This is a genomic window from Streptomyces sp. NPDC024632 (assembly GCF_055559175.1).
Genome location: NZ_JBVHLD010000012.1, coordinates 273,054 through 292,385, shown reverse-complemented (window position 1 = coordinate 292,385; position 19,332 = coordinate 273,054). Strand labels below are relative to the sequence as shown.

Below are 19,332 nucleotides of genomic sequence, written 5' to 3'. Positions count from 1 at the left end.
ACGCCGGGCCTGGGCCGGCGCGCCCACTGCGTAGGCCGGGGGAGGTCTGGATGGAGGGGCTCCGCCTTCTGTGCCTCCAGCATATGCCGTGGCCAGTCACGGGCGATTTGCCTATATGTCAACTTCCGCAAGGCCCCTCCCGTCCAGGTGTTCAGTCTCCGCATACGGGCGCGGTACTACAGGTGCGCTCCGATCTCGTCCATGCGTCCGTCTGCCGGCCGGAGGCCGGTAGTTTCAGTCGGGGAGGTCCTGGCCGACCGGAGGACGTGCTGGATGTCGTACTTCCGTGTCCGATACTGCCGTTGGACGACGCTGAGCGGACCCAGCCCGGAAAGGGCGGTGAGGATCTGCCGGGTGAGGTGGGCGGAGTCGGGGCCACGTTCGACGAGCCCCAGGGTCGGTGCCCGCGCCAGATCGCCGGGATGCAGGTCGCCGAGTCCGTCGATGTGCCGGTACCGCTTGGGAGGCACGATGGCCCCGGCAGCGGGGAAGGGGCCGTGCCCGACGGTGATGAGCAGGTCGCTCGCGTCCGTGACCGAGGCGGACGCGGCACGGAAGTCCGATTCCGCGTAGCACCACTGGTCGGGATGCTGCCCGCGCAGCCTGGGGAAGCGGGTCCGCAAGACGCCGAGGATCTCTGCGGCCGGCTCGACAGGGGTGCACGGAGAGAGGACGAACGACAGCCGGTCGGGGTCCGCCGGCCGGAAGTGACGGGCGTGCTCCACGGTGGCGATGACGGTGACGGCGGTCCCACTTTCCCCTGCGGCACCGGGCACCTGGGGCACTCCGGACCGCCCGAGCACCACCACCGTCTCGCCCCGGGCGAGGAAGTCGGCCGTCAGCATCTGGCTTGCGAGGCGGTGCGGGCATTGCCGGGACGCCCGCCCGCTCGGCAGGCTGCGGAGCGGGCGGGCGTCCTGACCGGATCCGGCAGAAGCGGCCGGCCCGCGGAACAGCCCGGCGCACCGCTCGTCGGCGGAAACCAGAAGCACGCGCCGGGTCCTCATCGCCTGCGTCCACTGGTGCACCGCGTCCTCGGCCTCCCGCCAGTGCCCGGCAGACGCGACGGCGATGCCCACTGCCGTACCGTCGGGTTCGAGGTACGTAGTCCCGAAGACGGCTTCCGTGTTCCGCCGCGTCGGACCGTGAGCGTCGAGGGCTCCGAACGGCTCTTCCCGCACCTCGGCTCCCGCGCGTCCAAGCCACTCCGTCACCACGCCGGACGCCGGACACCGCACCTCGCCCCTGGTGGGATGGAGGAAAGTCGTGGCGATACGGAAGTCCGCAGTGGAGCGGTCTGCTGTGACATTGAAGCGCTCGGTCTTACGTGTCCTGTTCATGCCCAGCCCTGCCTTACCCGATCTGTCCTATGTCCGAGTCATAGGACTGGCTCAAATCAGCAGAGCACAGACAGGTCTGCGCATAAAGGAAAAGGCCCGCTTTCGAATATCTTTCCGGAGATTCCCAGCCACCTTTGACGGGCTGCGGTCAGCAGCGCACGGGGCCGTACTCCGCCGTGACCTGGGCTAGTTCGGAGGGGGACGTTTGCCCTGGCTTGCGCGGGCGGCGGTCAGAACGGCCGTGGTGGACGCCGGGCGCCCGCGTAGCCCGGCGGCGCGGGCGCTGACGCGGGCAATTCGACCGATTTCTGCCTCCGGCGCTGTCCTGCGGCCGGGTCGGCAGAGGGCTGGCCGGGCGGCGGCCCCGGCATGCGCGGCTTGAGAGCCGGCGCAGCCCAGTGCCGCACTGATAGTTCACCGACCCGACCCTTGTCGAGCCGTTCTCGACCGGTGCCTTCCTCAGCGCATGCCGGACGTCGCGCCGTCCCGGTCCGGGATCAGCGCGCTGTTCCGGCGCAGTAGGGCCGCGACTGCCGGAAGCGTACGGTAGGGGCGCAAGCGTGCGGCCAACTCGTTGCGGGCCCGGTCTATGCGCCGGGAGGTGAGGCCGGGGATGATATCCAGGAAGCCGTGCCAGGTCTGGCATGCCGCTTCCACGTGGCCCTGGGCGAGTTGGCGCTCGGCCAGGCGCGCGAGCAGGATGGCCTGCGAGCGGGCCTCGCCAGGTCGGCGTAGGCGTACGGACCGTTCCAGCGCGAGGAGCGCGTCCTTCTTCTGCCCCAGGTAATGCATCACCACAGCTTCCTGATGGGCGAAGGCGGCGGTGTCGAACGCTCCGACGTCATGGGGCGCGTCCGATGTCCGGCCGAGGTTGCTTTCGGCCCGGCCCAGCAGGCGCAACGCCTCCTTCTTGTTGCCGGACGCCGCCTCGGCCACGCCCAGCTGTCCGATGAGGCTGGCCCGGACGTGGCGCGGGGCCTGCCGGGCGCCTCGCGCTACTGCCGCCTCGGCCAAGACACGAGCGTTGGCGAAGTATCCGAGGGCGCGGGACTGGACGCTCAGCGCACGCAGGGCCAGCGCTGCGCCTGTTTGGTCGTCGGCGCCCTCGCACAGGCTGAGGCTCAGCCGGTAGAGGGACTGAGCGGTGCCCTGGCGCTCGTCGTCGAAGTTCATGAAACCGCACAGGTAGGTCAACCGGGCAGCGGTCGTGAGCAGTTCACGGCGGACACCGGGCGAGGCCGGGGCCGACAGCCAAGGCGCGACGGTGTGGGCCAGGAACCCCTGGAGCGCGGGCCTGGCGTGTCCGCCCCCGAAGGTGCGGTCCGCAACGGAGAACAAAGTGACCATCGAGCCGGCCCAGCGCAGTTCGGCGGCGGACGGGGCCAAACCCTCAACAGCCGCACCGTCCGGCCAGGCCATCGGGATCTCCTCGGTGCCGGGCAGGCTCGCTGCCCGATAAATGCGCGTGGCCCCGGCCGCGGTGGACGGCTTGTCGAGACTCGTCAGCAGGACACTCCTCCAGTGGACGCTGTTCTCCTGCTCAGCGGTCGACGCCGGGGCCTGTTTCTTCGCAAATCCTGCGTCGAGCGGCGTAACCCTGCGGCCCAGGCGGAGCGTCAGAACCTCCGCGACCAGGTCGGAGACGGGCGGACGGGGCGTGGTGCCCGCCAACCACTGGGATACCGACGCCCGCTGGTAAGACAGCGCCAGCCCGGATGATCGGCCGGCCCGGTTGACGGCTTGGGCGAGTTGCTCACCCGTCCACCCGGCCTCGGCCAGCAGCGCCCGTAACTGCGAATTCGGCACGTTCAGTTTTGCCATGACGGCTCCTCGGCGAACGGCGGGAACGCCCTGCGACCGCGGGTGGAGGGAACCCGTCGCTATGGCGCTCGCTCTGGGAGCGTGCTCTCGCCCGAAGCAGGCTGTCAAACTCCTGGCGTCGTTGTCGGCCGAGGAGATCAGCAGCGTTCCCGGCTGGCCTCGCCGGTCGTCAACTCCTTCCCGTCAGTTGCTTGGCGGTGAGCAGCCCCGCGTGCGGGGCGTCCAGATAGGGGCGCCAGAACGTGTCGGAGCCAGCCGCGGCCGCGTCCGACAGCCGGTGCCTGTGCCACTGGGAGGGACCGAATCCGGTCTCGGCGAGAGCCTTTTCCAGGGTTGGTGCGCTCCAGTAGTGCGCGGTGACATGGGTGTCGTAGGAGCCGAAGAGTATGTGCAGGTCGACCTCGCCGCCGTCCTCGCGCCCGTGGAGGGGGTTCAGCCGGAAGCCGTAGCGGGAGTAGTAGTCGGGGTCGGCGGGAACGTCCGGATGGATCGGGAGCGTCACTAACTCCCCTCCCGTGCGCAGCGCTCCGGCCGCGGTCCGGAACAGGTCCACCAGTTCCGGATAACTGCTCGCGTACGGCAGCACGTAGACGGCCAGCACCAGGTCGAACGTGCCGTGCAGTTCGGCGGGCAGCGGACCGGCGACGTAGCGGATACCGAGCCGCTCGGCCTCCTCGCGGCGCCGGGCGTAGCCGATCATCCCTGCCGACTCGTCCAGCCCGGTCACCGCGAACGCGCCGCGTACGGCCAGCATGCGGCTGTACACCCCGCTGCCGCAGCCGAGGTCCAGGACCTTCCGCTCGGCGTTCACCGTGCCGACTGCCCCCAGGACTGTGGGGAACTCCAGGTGCTGGCGGAAGGGTAGGGCCGAGAAGTCCTCGTAGAGCTGGGCCAGGGCATCGAACTGACTTGACATCATGTCGTCACGTCTTTTCCTTGCTGGAGGACGGCGGAGGTGGCCGGGGTTCCGTGCCGCAGCGCGGAGCCCCCGGGGAGGGCGGCCCGCGGCTGACCCGGCCCTGCGCGCCGGGGTCAGCCGGCCGGGAGGTGGCCCATGTCGGTCCAGTGCGCGGCAATGTAGGCCGTGCACTCCTGGCGGCGCGCGGAGCGGACCACCGCGGACCAGCCGTCCGGGATCTCGGCGAAGGCCGGCCACAGGGAGTACCGGCCCTGTTCGTTGAGCAGCACGTGGAACGTGCCGTCCTCGTCGTCAAAGGGGCTGTCGGTCATCGCTGTCTCCTGATCAGTCGTCCTTAGGTGCGATGGGGGCGAGGAATCCGCTGCGGGTGAGCTCCCGGACGTATTTCGGGAGCAGTTCGTCGGTGGTGGGGCACGCCTGGCCGGTCAGCGCCCTGACGGTGTCCCAGGTCCGCGTGCAGGACAGCGCTGGCATCCGGTCCTCAAGGTAGAGTTCGAGGACGCTGGTGCCGGACTGCTCCAGGCGTTCGGTGAACAGCGGCAGGAACGGCGCTATCTGGGACTCGGCGTCCCGCGCGGCGTGCGCGGCCAGACGGTCCACCCATATCTTCCACGGGACGGTGTCGACGGTGTGGCCGGCTTGGTTGAGGTGCTCGACGAGGTCTTCCAGCAGGGCGTAGCGCGGGCTGTTGAGGTGGTACGCAGAGCCGTTGGCCGGACGGTCCAGCGAGAGCCGGACGATGGCGCGGGCAACAGTGTCCACCGGGGTGAAGTCCATCGGCAGCCGGATGTCGGGGGCGGCTCCGACATCGGTGAAAGACTTAATGAGGCTGCACAGGAAGCCGTCGGTCTTCCACGCCCCCGTTCGGGAGTGGCCGGTGACGTCGTGCGGCCGGTAGATGGCGAAGGGCAACCCGAGGGCTCCGGCCTTTCGGATCAGCTCCTCGGCCACCCACTTGGTCTCGGGGTACCCCATGAAGAGGTGCTCGGGGTGGACAGGGATGCTGCCCTCGTGGACGCCCCGGACACCGGACAGGCCGGCGGCCGAGAAGACCGCCTGGGTGGAGACGTAGTGGACGGACTTCGTCCGGCCGACGGCGGCGAACCGGACGACCTCCCTCGTGCCGCCGACGTTCACCGGGGAGAGGGCGGAGTAAGGGTAGAGGAAGTTCACTTGTGCGCCGTTGTGGTAGACGAGGTCCGTCTCCTCGGCGAGCCACCGGTAGCGCTCCGGGGTGAGACCCAGGCGGTCGGCGGCCAGATCCCCGGCGACGGCGACGATCCGCGAGGCGTCCCGGTCCGCGACTTCCAGGCCGTTGCCCCGCAGGGCCGACCTGACCCGCAGCAGTGCCTGTGCGTCGTCCGCGGCCCGCACCAGGCAGTGCACCGTCAGATCCGTGTCCGCCAGGAGGGCGGCGATCAGGTGGGCGCCGAGGAAGCCGGTCGCCCCGGTCAGCAGTGCCTGGCGGGGGCCGCTCGCGCGGGACGCCAGCGTCGCGGCGAAGTCGAGAGCGGTGCCCGGGTCCGACTCGGCGGCGAAGTCGGGGAGGATGCGCCGCCGGGCCGGTACGGAGGGCGCGGCGCGGGCGGTGCGCACGGCCGCGGTCAGTGCGTCAGGGGTTGGGTTGGCCAGCAGCGCCTGGAGTACGGCGCGGCTGTCCTCGGGGCGCAGTCCGAAGGCCTTGACCGTGCGGGCGACCAGCCGGGTGGCCTGGAGCGAAGTGCCGCCGTGCGCGAAGAAGTCGTCACGCGGTCCGGCTCGGCGGCCGCCCAAGGAGTGCGCCCACAGAGCGAGCACCTGTTCGCCGGTGTCGTCCTGCGGCGCCGCAGCGGGCGAGGCCGCGGCAGGAGTGAGGGGCCTGGCGGCGAGAGCGGCCCGGTCGGTCTTCCCGCTGGTGGTGAGCGGAAGCCGGTCCAGCCGGACCAGTACGTCGGGCACGAGGTGCGGGGGCAGCTCGGCGGCCAGGTATCCGCGGACGGACTCGGCGGAGGGGCCAGCGCCGTCGACGGTGAAGTAGCCGACGAGGCGCTTGTCGGCGGGTGAGTCCCCGTGGACGACGACGGCGGTCCGGCCCACCTGGGGATGGCGGGTCAGCGCGGCCTCCACCTCGCCCGGTTCGATGCGGCGCCCGCGAACTTTCACCTGATCGTCGTTGCGCCCGGCGAAGACCAGGTTGCCGTCCGCCGACCGGAAGCCGAGGTCGCCGGTGCGGTACATCCGCTCGCCGGGGAGCCCGAATGGGCAGGCGACGAAGCGGGCGGCCGTCAGCACCGGTCTGGCGACGTATCCGTCCCCGACGCCCTCCCCTGAGATGTACAGCTCGCCGACGGTTTCGTCCGGCACTTCGCGCAGACGCGCGTCGAGCACGGACACCCGGCTGCCTCCGAGCGGGCGGCCGATCGGCACCGGGTCCCGCACATCGCCCTGGAGCCGGAGCCGGTGGCTGGTGGCCGCTACGGTGGTCTCGGTGGGGCCATAGGCGTCCACGACGGTGAGATCGGGGCAGTGCGCCAGCACCTCGCGCACCGCGGCGGCCGGTACCGCCTCCCCGCCGGTCCACAGCTCCCGGACGCCTGCCAGGCAGCCCGGATCCTCTTGGGCAACCAGTTGCAGCAGGCTTGCGGTGAGCAGCAGCGAGGTGATGCGGTACTTCGCGATGCAGTGGGCCAGCCCGGCGATGTCGAGTGGTCCGTCCGGTGCCAGCACCGCCTGGTGGCCGCTGAGCAGCGGCGCCCACAGCTCGTACGTCGAGGCGTCGAACCCGTACGATGAGTGGACCAGCACCCGGCTGTGCGCGGCACTGCGCAAGCGGGGGTCCAGGACCAGCGCAGCGACGTTGGCCTGGGTGACCATCACGCCCTTGGGGCGCCGCTGGAACCCGAGGTGAACATCACATATGCCAGGTCACTCGCGGCCGGCGGGCGGGTGCGCTCGGCGTCGCCCAGGTCGTCGGGGGCGGCCGCAGCCAGTTCCCTCGCCGTCTGCGGGGCGTCCAAGAGCAGCACGTTTGCGGCGAGGCCGTCAGGCAGCCGGTCGAGCAGGCGGCTCTGGGTAAGGGTGAGCGCCGGGGCCGTGTCCGCCGCCATCTGCGCCAGTCGCGCTGGCGGATGGCCCGGATCGAGCGGCAGATAGGCCCCGTCGGCCTTCACCACTGCCAGGACGGCGACGATCTGGTCCGTCGAGCGCGGCAGCAGCAGGGCGGCGGTCGTACCGGGACCGACGTGCCGGTCCACCAGAAGGCGGGCCAGTCGGTTTGCGCGGGCGTTCAACTGCCCGTACGTCAGCGCGCCGTGGGCGCCGCCGATCGCGGCCTCATTGTGGTGCGCGGCGGCCTGGCGTTCGAAGAGGTGTGACAACGGCGGGGTGGTGGTCATGGAGCGGGGTTCCTTTCCGTGCGGGCCGGGTGGGCGGTGGGCGTCGCGAAGGACGCGGCCAGGAGCCGGCTGAGCGATAGTCCCGGGTCACCCACGGCGGCGGTGAGGAAGCGCCTGAGCCGGCCGAGGACCGCGACGACCGTGCCCCTGTCGTACAGCCTCGGGTCGTACTCGGCGTCGCAGGTGAGGCCGAACAGTTCGCCGGCGGGGTCGCGCCGCTCCCAGAACTCCAGCAGCAGGTCGAACTTCACGGCACCGTTGTGGGGCACAATGACGTGGGCCGGACGGACGCCCAGATCGACGGTCGGCCAGGGGATGTTCTGGAGCACGACGACTGTCTGGAACAACGGGTTGCGGCCGAGACTCCGCGGCGGGTTGAGCCGTTCCACGACCCGTTCAAAGGGGACGTCCTGGTGCTCGAACGCAGCCAGCACCGTGCTCCGGACGCGGTCCAGGAGTCCGGCGAAGGAGGGGTCGCCGGATGTGTCGGTGCGTAATGTGAGGGAGTTGACGAAGAAGCCGATCGCCTCCTCCCACCGAGGGTCGCTCCGGCCGGCCGTCACCGTGCCCAGCGGGAGGTCTGTGGCTGCGGCCGACTCGGCCAGCACTGCGGCCACCCCGGCCTGGAGCACCATGAACAGCGTCGCCCCGTTGCCGCGTGCCAGCGCGACCAGCTCTCGGTGCAGGGCGGCGGGCCAGAAGGCGCCTACCGAGCCGCTGCCGCCGCCCATTCGCGCGCCCGGCGTCCCGGGGCGGCCGTACAGCCCCGGGAGTTCGGCGGGCAGATCCGCCAGCGTCTGCTCCCAGAAGGCGAGCTGGTCGGCGGCGGGCCCGGCGGGGTCGGCGCCGGCCCCGAAGGCCCGATCCTGCCAGACGGTGAAGTCGGCGTACTGCGCGGGTGCTTCGCGCGGTGCCTCGGCCCGCCCGGCAAGAACGGCCCGGTAGGCGGCCGCCAGATCCCTGGCCAGCGGCCCCACGGACCAACCGTCGCACGCGATGTGATGCACGACCAGCACCAGGACCGACCCGGCGAGGTCGGACCGGCCGCGCAACAGCCACGCCCGTAGAGGCGCTTGACTGGTGAGGTCGAACGGCTCGGCCACTGCCTCCCGCACCGCGACGTCGATCCCGTCCGGCTCGACGCGCTGCGTCCGTAGCGCCAACGGGCAGTCGCCGGGCGCCAGGACGTGCTGGACGGGCTCCCCGTCCAGCACCGGGAAGATAGTGCGCAGGCTCTCATGTCGCTCGACCAAGGCGCTCAGCGCCGCCCGCAGGCCGTCCGGGTCCACCGGGCCGTCCACCGGAATGAGCAGCGGCACGTGGTAGGCGGGGCCGGGGTCGAGCTGGTTGAGGTGCCAGAGCCGGGCCTGGCCGGGGGACAGCGGAAGCGGGTCAGGGCGCCGCTCCATGCGGCGCGGGCCCGCTTCCGGCGGCCTCGGTCCGCTTCCGGGATCCCCGCGGCGGGCCGCGCTGACCAGGTCGGCGACCGCGCCGAGCGAGCCGGCGTCAAAGACGGTGCGGATCGGGAGGCCGACGCCGAACTCGCGGCGCAGCAAGTAGGTGAACCGGGTGATCTGGAGAGAGTTGGCGCCCGAGTCGAGGAAGGCGGCGCCCTGCTCCACCGGGGGCAGCCCCAGCGCGCTCCACAACGCGGCGACCCGGTTCCGTGGCTCGTCGTCCCCGGCTGCGGCGTTCGTCGGCCCGTCCGGCAGCGGGCGGTCCGCGAGGAGGGCGCGGTCCACCTTGCCGTGGGCGTTGAGGGGCAGCGCGTCCAACGGGATGACGGCGTCCGGCACCAGGTGGGGCGGCAGTGTACGGCGCAGGGAGGCCCGGATCCCGGCGCTCTCCAGGGCGCCGCGCGGACGTACGTACGCCACCAGCCGTTTGTCGTCGGGGCCTGTCTGATGGACGACCACGGCCGCCTGCGCCACCTCCGGCCTGCCCAGCAGGGCGGCCTCGACCTCGCCGGGCTCGATGCGGTGCCCGCGCACTTTGACTTGGGCGTCGGCGCGGCCTATGAAGTCCACGACGCTCTCCGGCAGCGAGCGTACGAGGTCGCCGGTGCGGTACATCCGCTCGCCCGGCGCGCCGAAGGGACAGGCCACGAAGCGCTCGGCCGTGGTCTCCGGTCGGCGCAGGTACCCGCGGGCGACTCCCGCCCCGGCGATGAAGAGCTCGCCGACCTCTCCGGCCGCCACCGGCCGTAACCGGGTGTCAAGTACGAAGAGCCGCTCCGTGTCGAGCGGGCCGCCGATCGGGATGGACGGACCGGCCGCGTCCGCTGTGGTAACTCGCTGCTGGGTGGCGAAGGTGGTGGTCTCGGTCGGGCCGTACACATGACGCAGCACGGTGCGCGGAGCGGCGCGAAGGAAAGCCCGCATGGCCTGCGGTGAACAGGTCTCGCCGCCCGTCAGTACCTCGTCCAGACCTGCGAGGTCCGCCGGTGATGACGTTGAACAGCGCCGTGGTGAGGAAGACGGCCGAAGCGCCGCTCGCGGTGACGACGGCGCCCAGCCGGTCGGAGTCGAGGGCGTCCGCCATCATTATGGCCCGGCCGCCGTTCAGCAGCGGCACCCACAGTTCGTAAGTCGCGGCGTCGAAGGTTTGCGGGGAGTGCACGAGCACCGCGCGGTGCGCGGGAGTGCTGAAAAGGCGGTCGGAGGCGAGCGCGAGGATGTTGGCGTGTGTGGTGATCACCCCCTTGGGGCGCCCGGTGGAGCCGGAGGTGTACATCACATATGCCGAGTCGTCACCGCTGCCGCTCATAGGCCCGCGCCCATCCTCCGTACGGCCCCGGCGCGTCCCGGTGAGGGAGCGCAGGAACGCCGGGTCGTCCAGGATGATCCATGCGGGCCGGCCGGCCGTCGTGTCGGTACCGAGGCGAGCGGCGATCCCCCGTCGGGTGACCAGCGCGGCGGGTTTCGCGTCGTTGAGCATCAGGGCGATCCGGTCCTCCGGATAGGCTGCGTCGAGCGGGAGGTACGCAGCTCCGGCCTTGAGGATCGCCAGCACGGTGACGGCGTAGTCGGCCGAGCGTGGGAGGGCGAAGGCGACGATGTCGCCGGCCCGGACGCCGTGCGCGGCAAGTAGCGCGGCGAGGCGGTCGGCGCGCGCGTCCAGTTGTGCGTAGGTTAGCTCGCCGTCGTCCCCGGCCACCGCGACAGCGTCCGGCGCCACCCGCGCCTGCCGCTCGAAAGCCGTCGGTACGGTGAGGGCCGGTTCAGCTGCCATGGTGGCATCGGCCGGTTTCTGCGCACTCGTCACACTCACGTCCTTGGCGTTGTGTCCTGACAGATGGCTGCGGTCTCCTGGCTGGGATCCGTGCTGATCCGATGACGGCTGCCAGGGACGGAATCCGCAGGCTCGGCAGCTCCGCGGGCCCGTCAAGGAAAGTGACGATGCCGGCTCGGACCGTACCGGCGCGTCCCGGCCGGTACGTGCTGCGGACTCCTCCCAGCTTGGTGCGGCGACCTTGCCGAATACGGGGTCTGCCAGATCGGGACTGTTAAAAAGTCGGCGCTGTCAACAACAGACCGACCATGCGCGGGCGGCAGCGGTGGCCCGGACGAGAACGGCGAGGCGGTTCTTTGAGCCGGGTGGGCGGCCGGGGCCGGGCGTGGTGGGTTTCGGTACACCGGCTGGAGGACCAGTCGTCGTGCGGAGGTGCCGGAACCCGCGCGGGACCCGGGCGGGCGTGCGACGTCGGCGTCGGTGGCGCCGGTGCGTGACCACCACAGCCAGACCGGCTTGTTCAACCCGCCGCGGTTCAGGCCGGCGTACAGGGAACCGTGCCCACGGCGATGCTCGGGCGCCAGCGCCAGGTCGACCAGCGACCACACCGGTCCGTCCGTGCAGAGCACGGCGTCGGCCAGCTCGAACAGCGCGTCCGCACGGGCGGTCAAGCGATCGTAGAAGTCGGCCCGGAACCGCGACAACATGGTCAGGGACTCGACGCGGACAGCACCGTTCAGCAGACTCACCCCCGCGGCCTTGCATGATCAACAGCGTCTCGACAACGCACATGACCACATGGGGGCTGTGGTCTCATCCCTTTCACGATGACCAAGCCAGAGCGGGGAACCGCGCCGCCCGGGCGGACAGCGGCGAGGCAGACACCGAGCCCATGGGCATGGCAGGCGTGGGCCAGCCACACCGCCGATGTGATCTTGACGGTGCTATGTCTCAGGCCAACTGCGTTACTGCATGACCGCCCCTCCCTCGCGCCGTGAACATCCCACATCCCATTGCACCCAGGTTGGCCGGGATTCTTCTCGCTCCTTCTCTTCGGGTTGGGCAACGGTGTTTGAAGGGGCTACGGGCGGACGTTGAGCCCCACGTTTTGAGAGGAACGGGTTACGTGAAGGTACGCAGGCACATCACCACGATCACGGCCACCGTCGCGCTTGCGGGGTTGGTCGGCTTAGGTCTGGCGGCGCCGGCACAGTCGGCCCCGCAGTCCTGGAAGTGTCGTGACGCCACCGCCTCGACCACCGGGGCGAAGATCGCTGCATCCATCTGCTGGAGCGGGAGTACGGCCAAGGTGGCTGGCCAGGTCTACGACACCAAGGCCGACAGGCACAGCGGCTGCGGAGAGATCATCAAGGCCTCCAACTCGGCCTACAACTACTGTGCTCGCAAGGGCGCGGGGACATCGGTGCACTTCGTCACCGGCGAATTCCACTACAGCCATCCCGTGTGGATCAGGGCATGCACGGAGAATGGTCCCGCATCCGGTCAGAAATGCTCGGCTTGGCACTGACGGACACGCCCGATGGCCGCCAACGTCTTGAACTGATACGGGCCCGCACCCACAGGTTGGTCGACATGCCACCTGGGTGCGGGCCCCCGCGGGGAACGGTCACGGCGGCCGTTCCCCGAACGGAACCTCTGAGGCTGGTGTGATGGGAGGGAGCGGAGCCGCGACGCTGATCAGCCTCTCCGCCCCGGACCCACCGAAAACGCTCGGGACCTTGATCGTTCTCATGTTCTCCAGGGGCACCTTGGCCCAGGGTCTTGCCTGATTCGGAGGAACCGAGGGCTCACCTCTAAAAGCAGAACCAGCCGTTCTGCACGAAACCCTCCGCGTTCACGTTGCCCCAGGCGAAGCCCCGCACGTACTCGCTGCCGAACTCCGCATAGTTCTGGTGCACGGTGAACGTTTGTCCGTAAGTGAGATGGTTGAACGGCGTGCCGCCGTAGGAGCTACGGACATCGAGGGTCTGAGCGCACACGGTCATGCGCTGACCTATGTTGCCGTCGTTCGCCCAGAGGTAGGGGCCGCCGGCATAGGCGGCGGACTGGGTGACGGTGAGCATTACCGCCGTGAATACGGCGGTGAGAGAGCTTCCGAGGATGGCACGCCGCGCCAACCGCCGGGGACGACGGTCCTTGCGCAGGGTCGGTTCGAACTGCTGACGTAACGCTGACGCGACCATGGGGTTGTCTCCTTGTCTCGGGGACTTACGGCACGGACACAGTAAAGGGACAGGCAGGCATGCGACAGCCACCCGGGCCAGTAACCGACAGGGTCAAGCCACCTTCGAGTATCGGTAGCCGATGAACTGCCATGGCCTCCCCTTGATGATTGAGGTTCCGAAACAGGCATTTAGCTTGTTCTTTAAAGTCTCCTTGGGGGCTGGGGTTGCCTCAGGTGCTGCTTGATTGTCAGACCCCCTCGGTACGGTCGACGCATGAGAGCTACGGCAACCTTCACCGTCAAAGCGTTCGTCCCTACCGAGCTGAAGCCCGGGCCAGCCGTATCCACGGCGCTGCCGGTCGGTGTCGCGACCATGGAGAAGCACTACGAGGGGGAGGCAACCGGCCGCTCGGCGACCTTGTTCACTTCCGCGTTCGACCAGACGACCGGCGTGGGCACGTACATTGCCATGGAGTCGTTCGACGGATCGCTGCACGGTCGGCAGGGTTCCTTCAACTTCGCGCACTCGGCGACAACGTCTGGCAACGACCGCACTGCGGAGTTCTTCACCATCGTGCCCTCAAGCGGCACCGGCGAGTTGGCGGGGATCGCTGGCGCTGGCGGGATGGCTGTGGAGGCTGACGGCACGCACCGTATCTGGTTCGACTACCAACTCGGCTGAGCGGCAGGCTTTGGAACGGAGCCGCCTGACATCCGCTGGTCTTCCTTCTCCTGACCGGCCGGGTGGTCACTCCTCTTACCGACGCCGAACGACGCTCCGAACGTGATCACTCGTACGGGGATTCCTCGGGCATGAACACGGCCGGCTGGTGGCGACGCTGATCCATCCGCGGCACAACCTGCAGCACTCGGCGCTGGGGCTGCTGTTCGGCGTCGACCGGTCCACCGTTACCCGGGCGATCGGAGAGATGCGCACGCTCCTGGCGGAGCGGGGGTGCGCAGTTCCCGACCGCCCCGGCCTGCGGCTTCGGACGCTGACGGATGTGTTTGCCTACGCCCGGGCCGAAGGCGTCGAGCTGCGTTTGGACGCCACCGAGGTTCAGGTCCGCCGGCCACCGGCCGGCTGCGGCGGACGGCGCGCGTTCGTCTCGGGCAAGAAGAAGCAGTTTGCCTGGGCCTGAGCCGCGACCACCGTGGGCAAGCGATCACCCCTCCGAGAAAACCCCGCCCGGGGGCACTACCCGGCAGAGTGGAACAGTGGGAACGAGACCGCCACGGCCACGCGTCCGACCGAATCACCGTCGGACGCGCCCTCGCCGATCACAAACGCTGGAAGCAGCTCCATAGCTGGACCCATCGCCGTGACCGCCTCTCCGACACCTATCGAGCCATCGCAGGCATCGTCTCCGACCGCAACATCACTGCCTGAAATCGGGCCATGCACGGTGCAGGCGGTCACCCAGGTCGTCCACACCGAACGAATCGGGGGAGCAGGAACTCGCAGCCGCGGACTTGGCGCGTGGGCCGTCCCCTCCACGCGCCTGTGGCGGAGGGTTGCGGATCAGGGCTGAAGGATCTCCTGGATGCCGGGAACAGGTCCCACTGCCAGGTCTTCGATGACGAGGATGAGGAAACAGTCCGCGAGGGCGGAGGCGTTCCCCTCCGCAGACTCCCCGGCGAGCGTGTCCTCCGGGACGAACTCCGTCTCCCAGGTCCGGGCCGACTGCCATTGGTCTGATTCGACCGTCCCCCGGACGCGGATCGGCCACCTCGTCCCCGTACCCTGCGCGTCGATGATGCGGAGGGCGCCTGCCTGTGGGGAATGGCCGGTTAGACCTTTCATCTTCTCCGCGACGAGCCGCGTTGTCTCGGCGGGTGGGAATTCTTCGCCTACCATGCCGCCACTGTACCTTCTTCGAACTGCGGTCCGGCAGTTTTCCGCAGATGCCGAGTTGTCAGCACGCCGGCTGGACTTCACCGCGATGGAGCGTTATCGAGTTCTCGTGGTAGGCGGTGATGATCCCCTTGATGCCGGTGGACCCGTAGCTGTTGAACTGGACCACAACCCGGAACTGACCTTCGCAGGGGGCCAGGTCACGGAGGATGAACGCTATGGAATTCCCCCCTTGCGGGACAGTAGAGGTGAAGTATGTCAACGTGTTGGCAATATCCTCGTCGACGTGGGCGGACCAGTGCTTGGAATGAATGTGGTTGAAACCCCAGGTGCTGCTTCCACACCGAAGCGGTACAAGTGCGTACGGCACGTGAGGCGCGTACCACTTAACGATGTGCCCCGCTGTCTGGCCGTTGCACGCGGTCGGGCTGAGCACTGCTGGCTGGACCGGCGCCGCTTGCGCGGCGGTGGATACACCTCCGGAAATGATAAGTGCGCCCAATGCGGCGGCGATTTTTGTCGTTGTGCGCATGGTCAGCTTCATGGGGCCTCCGTGATTTCTCTTTGTCTTTGTTGTGAGAAATCTATGAAGGCAGTCGAGGTCGAGTCAATTCATTAACGGTGTGGGTGATTCAACGTTTCCGACCTGTGGTTCGGTTTCGGACGTCCCTCCTCTGGGTGTGCTGCATGTGAACGGAACTCAATGATCATCGGTTGTCGGGCTGGCTGCACCAATGGATCAAGATGTATCCAGAATGCACTTGCGTGATGACCTCTTCGCGGCTCTGCAGGTCGAGTATGGCGCACATCTATCGGCGAGACGGGCGACGTCCTGTATGGGGCGTCACTTACATCGGCTAACAACGGCTAACACAACGAGCCGAGTTATCGGTGGGTGATGAGGCAGTAGGCGAGTTTGAGGAACGCTTCGCGGATGTCGGCTCGCCGTTCCCCTCGGATGCGCAGACGTCGGAAGCCGTGCAGCCACGCAAAACTCCGCTCGACCACCCAGCGGTAGGCGCCCAGTCCGGTGCCGTGCAGGGTGCCGCGGCGGGCGATCGCGGGCACGATGCCACGTGCGCTGACCTGGTCGCTGTAGATGTCGTGGTCGTAGGTTGGGGCGCAGTCCCGCCGCAGGCTTGAACCGGTTCCGGTGAAGGTCGAGGGCTTGCGTTCGAACGCCGTGCGTCTGGCCGCATATGGTTGGCTGGCCGAGGACAGGCCGGAGACGTTCAGTGTCCCTGCCAGCCCGAGGCGGCGGCATGACCGTGGTCATCGCCTGGGCGTTGTCGGTGCGCCGTTCGTAGTCTCGGGCCAGGCAGCGCGAGCGCATCAGGCCCGCGAACGTCCGAGCCAGCGGCCTGCGCGCCCGGCCTCGCGGTCGGTGACCGATGCCGCCGTGACCATCACGGTCAGCAGCAGCCCGAGCGTGTCCACCATGAAGTGCCGCTTGCGGCGGTGACCTTCTTCGTGGCGTTGGAGCCGCTGGAGCCGTTCCCCGGCTGGGCGTCGCCGCTGTCCGGGGCGGGCTCAGAGATCGCAGCTGAGGAGGCGGCGGGTCGGGCGTGACACGAATGGGTGAATCCAATTGGCATATGCGGAGGCGGGCAATATTTGTGCCTCGGGCAGGGCACGAGTACGCAGTAGGAAACGCGCCGTTCGTTATGTTTGTCGCCGTTGTGTGGTTCCCGGCGGAGGCGTGGTCCGGTGCGACGGGAGTGTGCCGATGGAAAGGGCTGCCGAGACATGCAGAGGTCGTGCAGGACGGAGCACTGGCAGGTAGCGGCTGGCCTGGAAAGTCGGGAGGAGATCACCGTCTTCGCGACGGTCCGTCACCCCGTCCGGGGGCTCGTCCATTGTCGGGCGGCGGAGTTCCTGGGAGGGGCTCTCCAGCGGGAAGGCTGGTCTGTGCGTTATGAGGACGAATCTCCTCCGCTTCTCTCGAGCTTCCCGGACGGGGCCGGTCATGCTGCGGCAGGAGTCCAGGTGCTGTCCTACTTGCAACGTGACCGGCAGGCGGCAGGGTTGGCAGGGGCGGCTCCTTCTGGTGGGGCCTCGATCGCGTTGCAGAGGGCGCTGGCTTCCTGGCGGGCTGTGATGCGGACTCGCCAGTTCGTGGTCGCGGAAGGTGATCCTTTGTGCTGGGGTGCCGTGCGCGCCCAGGCTCTGCTGGACGGGGCCTTGTCGGCCGGTGGCGGCCAGGTGCGAATTCTGGCCGGCACGATGCCGCACTATTCAGCCGGTGCCGGTGATGAAGGCCACTCCGCGTTGTCGACGGACGAACTCGACCGAGTGGCGGCGGGCACCCGTGTAGTGATCGGGCCGGCTGGCGTGGCCCCAACTGTGCGAGCCTCCCTGGTCCGCCAGGGGCTGCGTGTTGTTGATGCGACCTGTCCGCTGGTGACGGCCGCCCAGGCCGAGGTCGGCAGATTCGCCGCGCACGGCGAAAGCGTCCTTCTCATCGGACCTCGGGACAGTGCCGTGCTGCCCGGCATGGTCGGGCAGGCTCCCGACGCGGTCCGGACGGTGCACGATGTCGCCGAAGCAGGAGACATCCGGGTGGAGGCCCCCGGCCGTGTGGCGGTGGTGACCGCGCCGGGGACCCCAGGCGAGCGGAACCGGATGGTCGCCGAGGCGGTGCGGGGCGCACTGGGTCATGTGCTGCCCCAGGACCCGACCACGTACTGCCACGCCGCCAGCGATCGGGAGCACGCCCTGCTCAGACTGGCCGCATCCAGCGATGCCGTCCTGGTCCTGGGACGCCAAAACTCCCCCACTCTGGCCAGCCTGAGGAATTCCGGTGTGCGGGCGTACGGGGCAGCTCGCAGTGCAGAGGTGAGGCCCGCGTGGCTGGCGGGAGCCGCCGCGGTCGGCATCGTCGCGGCCCCTGGAGCCAGCCCCGCTCTCATGGCCGACACGTTGCGGGCATTGACGGGTCTGGGGCCGTCGGCCGTGACCCGACAGGTTACGACCACCCTCGTGGACCGGGGCGACACGGAGAGCGGCTGACCGTCAGCTGGCCCTCTGGGCCCCGGCGTGCCGGTGTGTACCGCATGGGTGGGGCGTGCGGCTGCCCGCGCAATGTGTTCATCACGTGGTGTAGCCGGGGCGGACCGGGACATCCCGAGGTGCTGACGGAGGTTCTGGCGGGTATGTGTTCTGTTCCCCCTAAAGTCGGAAAAGAGAGGGGATGCATCTCTGTGGGTCGATTGCCCAACATGCGGCTGCGAGCTCTCTTACGCGAGGCGAACATGACAGCCGGACATTTGTCCAGGGCCGTCAACCAGGCAGGCGGTGAAGTCGACTTGGCCCTGCATTACGACCGTACGTCCGTCTCGCACTGGCTTTCCGGAACTCGTCCTCCGGAACCGGTGCCTTCCCTGGTGGCCGAGGTCCTCTCTCGCGCGCTGGGACGGCAGGTCACTGCTGCGGACACCGGCCTTCTGAACGGTAACGCTCCGGTCGCCACCCGCCAGTCGGACGACCTCGGCCTGTCCTTGGTGCGGCTGGCTCGCCCGCCCACGAAAGAACTCGCGGATTCCAGCGTCTACACGACCCTCCTTGAACTGGACGCGGCCGAGGGAAACTTCGCCATACCACTGGCGCCATCGGTACCGCACGCCCGGGAGGCCGAGCCCACCTCGGTGTCAGCCACGGAGTTGATGCTTCCCGTCTTCGCCCGGATCGACACGGCTTTCGGCGGGGGAGCGGCCCGCCAAGCCCTATCCTCCTACTTGGCCGTCGACATCACGCCGCGGTTAGTCCTGAAGATGCCTCCGGGACGCCGCGACCGTTTTCTGCGCACCGCCTCCCGACTCACCTATCTCGCCGGGTACATGCACTTCGACGACCACATGAACGGAATTGGGCAGTCGTATTACCAGACTGCCGTCCGCATGGCGGCCGCGTCAGCGGACCTGCGCACTTATACGACCGTCCTGCGGGCGATGAGCATCCAGGCTCTGCATTTGGGCCATCGGTCTCTGGCCCTGGACATCGCTGAGGCCGCAGCTCGGCACAACACAGACCTCCCGCCGGGGCAAGCCGTACTGCTTACCTCCCAGTGGGCACTCACCCTGGCGGCGAGCGGCCAGCGCCGCAAGGCCTTCGCGGAACTGCGCCGGGCTGAACAGATCTTTGCCCGAGGCCCATTGAGCACGGGAACGATCGATGACTTCCACGCCGCCGCCTTCGCACACCAGAGCGCGGAGACATTCGCCTACGCGGGCGAGCCCGCCCGGGCCATCCGGGAACTTACCTCCTCGCTGAGGCAACGGCCTGCGGACGAACGCCGAGCACGTGCCCTGATCAATGCGCGGCTCGGCGGGCTGCAACTCGACCAAGGGCACCTCGAACAGGCATGCGCGGCCTGGCACCTTTTCCTTGATGACCAGGCCCACTTGCGGTCAGGTCGGATCGCCTCCGCGCTGGCTGAGATGCGGTCACGACTGCGGCCCTTCAGGCAGCAGCCCGTAGCGCGAGAAGTCCTCAACCGGAGCCACTCATCGGCGTTTGCCAGCGGCGCCCCGCCGGCCGGTTCACCGTAATGCCGAGCAGGTCGTCCGGAACGGGAAGGCCACGTCCAGCGGGAGCGCGAAAGCGCTGAG

At 69.0% G+C, this 19,332-nt stretch carries 13 protein-coding genes and 6 pseudogenes; 5 read left to right on the top strand and 14 right to left on the bottom strand.

The window, feature by feature from the left end:
* Positions 1–176 precede the first annotated feature (176 nt).
* From ACZ37P_RS25590 to ACZ37P_RS25550, 9 genes and pseudogenes are all read right to left on the bottom strand, one after another.
* Complete coding sequence (locus tag ACZ37P_RS25590; RefSeq protein WP_467348767.1) at positions 177–1,079, bottom strand: hypothetical protein; 903 nt, start codon at positions 1,077–1,079, stop codon at positions 177–179.
* Positions 1,080–1,799: 720 nt separating this feature from the next.
* Positions 1,800–3,161 carry a hypothetical protein gene (locus ACZ37P_RS25585; protein WP_401853960.1) on the bottom strand — a complete coding sequence of 454 codons (1,362 nt, stop codon included), beginning with the start codon at positions 3,159–3,161 and terminating at the stop codon, positions 1,800–1,802.
* A 169-nt stretch (positions 3,162–3,330) separates the two neighbouring features.
* Entirely contained in the window at positions 3,331–4,080 is a 750-nt protein-coding gene (locus ACZ37P_RS25580) for a class I SAM-dependent methyltransferase (protein WP_467348765.1), read from the bottom strand.
* Between the two features lie 113 nt (positions 4,081–4,193).
* Positions 4,194–4,391 (bottom strand): MbtH family protein, encoded by a 198-nt coding sequence (locus tag ACZ37P_RS25575; RefSeq protein ID WP_467348763.1) that lies wholly within the window; start codon positions 4,389–4,391, stop codon positions 4,194–4,196.
* 13 nt (positions 4,392–4,404) lie between these two features.
* Entirely contained in the window at positions 4,405–6,297 is a 1,893-nt protein-coding gene (locus tag ACZ37P_RS25570) for a thioester reductase domain-containing protein (protein WP_467348811.1), read from the bottom strand.
* Positions 6,298–6,423: 126 nt separating this feature from the next.
* Positions 6,424–7,454 (bottom strand): annotated as a pseudogene (locus ACZ37P_RS25565) (AMP-binding protein); the annotation flags it as partial.
* Positions 7,451–8,863, bottom strand: a complete 1,413-nt coding sequence (locus ACZ37P_RS25560) for a condensation domain-containing protein (RefSeq protein WP_467348809.1) — start codon at positions 8,861–8,863, stop codon at positions 7,451–7,453. The pseudogene ACZ37P_RS25565 and the gene ACZ37P_RS25560, both read right to left, overlap by 4 nt.
* Before the next feature lie 75 nt (positions 8,864–8,938).
* Positions 8,939–10,685, bottom strand: a pseudogene (locus ACZ37P_RS25555) (non-ribosomal peptide synthetase); the annotation flags it as partial.
* A gap of 527 nt (positions 10,686–11,212) precedes the next feature.
* Positions 11,213–11,392, bottom strand: a pseudogene (locus tag ACZ37P_RS25550) (transposase); the annotation flags it as partial.
* A gap of 419 nt (positions 11,393–11,811) precedes the next feature.
* Here ACZ37P_RS25550 and ACZ37P_RS25545 point away from each other — a divergent pair.
* Positions 11,812–12,213: a hypothetical protein gene (locus ACZ37P_RS25545; RefSeq protein ID WP_355345470.1), complete on the top strand. Its 402-nt coding sequence runs from the start codon at positions 11,812–11,814 to the stop codon at positions 12,211–12,213.
* Between the two features lie 286 nt (positions 12,214–12,499).
* Here ACZ37P_RS25545 and ACZ37P_RS25540 read toward each other — a convergent pair whose 3' ends face one another.
* Positions 12,500–12,889, bottom strand: coding sequence for a hypothetical protein (locus ACZ37P_RS25540; protein WP_355345467.1), 390 nt, complete (start codon positions 12,887–12,889; stop codon positions 12,500–12,502).
* Positions 12,890–13,144: 255 nt separating this feature from the next.
* Between ACZ37P_RS25540 and ACZ37P_RS25535 the strand changes: the two genes are divergently transcribed.
* Both ACZ37P_RS25535 and ACZ37P_RS25530 read left to right on the top strand, forming a co-directional pair.
* Positions 13,145–13,552 carry a DUF3224 domain-containing protein gene (locus tag ACZ37P_RS25535; RefSeq protein WP_402711984.1) on the top strand — a complete coding sequence of 136 codons (408 nt, stop codon included), beginning with the start codon at positions 13,145–13,147 and terminating at the stop codon, positions 13,550–13,552.
* A gap of 142 nt (positions 13,553–13,694) precedes the next feature.
* Positions 13,695–14,260: pseudogene (locus ACZ37P_RS25530) on the top strand (helix-turn-helix domain-containing protein); the annotation flags it as partial.
* Positions 14,261–14,392: 132 nt separating this feature from the next.
* On the opposite strand, the gene ACZ37P_RS25525 reads toward ACZ37P_RS25530, so the two are convergent.
* From ACZ37P_RS25525 to ACZ37P_RS25510, 4 genes and pseudogenes are all read right to left on the bottom strand, one after another.
* Positions 14,393–14,728: a hypothetical protein gene (locus ACZ37P_RS25525; RefSeq protein ID WP_401722310.1), complete on the bottom strand. Its 336-nt coding sequence runs from the start codon at positions 14,726–14,728 to the stop codon at positions 14,393–14,395.
* A gap of 58 nt (positions 14,729–14,786) precedes the next feature.
* Positions 14,787–15,269: a hypothetical protein gene (locus ACZ37P_RS25520; protein ID WP_467348760.1), complete on the bottom strand. Its 483-nt coding sequence runs from the start codon at positions 15,267–15,269 to the stop codon at positions 14,787–14,789.
* Between the two features lie 341 nt (positions 15,270–15,610).
* Positions 15,611–15,805, bottom strand: a pseudogene (locus ACZ37P_RS25515) (transposase); the annotation flags it as partial.
* 285 nt (positions 15,806–16,090) lie between these two features.
* A pseudogene (locus tag ACZ37P_RS25510) lies at positions 16,091–16,180 on the bottom strand (IS5 family transposase); the annotation flags it as partial.
* 531 nt (positions 16,181–16,711) lie between these two features.
* On the opposite strand from ACZ37P_RS25510, the gene ACZ37P_RS25505 reads away from it, so the two are divergent.
* Together ACZ37P_RS25505 and ACZ37P_RS25500 are read left to right on the top strand one after the other, a co-directional pair.
* The gene (locus ACZ37P_RS25505) at positions 16,712–17,734 is read left to right on the top strand and encodes a hypothetical protein (RefSeq protein WP_467348759.1); all 1,023 of its coding nucleotides are present in this window, start codon (positions 16,712–16,714) and stop codon (positions 17,732–17,734) included.
* Between the two features lie 374 nt (positions 17,735–18,108).
* Positions 18,109–19,272, top strand: a complete 1,164-nt coding sequence (locus ACZ37P_RS25500) for a hypothetical protein (protein WP_467348757.1) — start codon at positions 18,109–18,111, stop codon at positions 19,270–19,272.
* Positions 19,273–19,332: the final 60 nt, after the last annotated feature.

Excerpts from the sequence above, each read along its gene's own strand:
- ACZ37P_RS25525 (WP_401722310.1), bottom strand. The coding sequence starts at position 14,728 with ATGGTAGGCGAAGAATTCCCACCCGCCGAGACAACGCGGCTCGTCGCG.
- ACZ37P_RS25535 (WP_402711984.1), top strand. The coding sequence starts at position 13,145 with ATGAGAGCTACGGCAACCTTCACCGTCAAAGCGTTCGTCCCTACCGAG.
- ACZ37P_RS25585 (WP_401853960.1), bottom strand. The coding sequence starts at position 3,161 with ATGGCAAAACTGAACGTGCCGAATTCGCAGTTACGGGCGCTGCTGGCC.
- ACZ37P_RS25580 (WP_467348765.1), bottom strand. The coding sequence starts at position 4,080 with ATGATGTCAAGTCAGTTCGATGCCCTGGCCCAGCTCTACGAGGACTTC.
- ACZ37P_RS25520 (WP_467348760.1), bottom strand. The coding sequence starts at position 15,269 with ATGAAGCTGACCATGCGCACAACGACAAAAATCGCCGCCGCATTGGGC.
- ACZ37P_RS25570 (WP_467348811.1), bottom strand. The coding sequence starts at position 6,297 with ATGTACCGCACCGGCGACCTCGGCTTCCGGTCGGCGGACGGCAACCTG.
- ACZ37P_RS25575 (WP_467348763.1), bottom strand. The coding sequence starts at position 4,391 with ATGACCGACAGCCCCTTTGACGACGAGGACGGCACGTTCCACGTGCTG.
- ACZ37P_RS25560 (WP_467348809.1), bottom strand. The coding sequence starts at position 8,863 with ATGGAGCGGCGCCCTGACCCGCTTCCGCTGTCCCCCGGCCAGGCCCGG.
- ACZ37P_RS25540 (WP_355345467.1), bottom strand. The coding sequence starts at position 12,889 with ATGGTCGCGTCAGCGTTACGTCAGCAGTTCGAACCGACCCTGCGCAAG.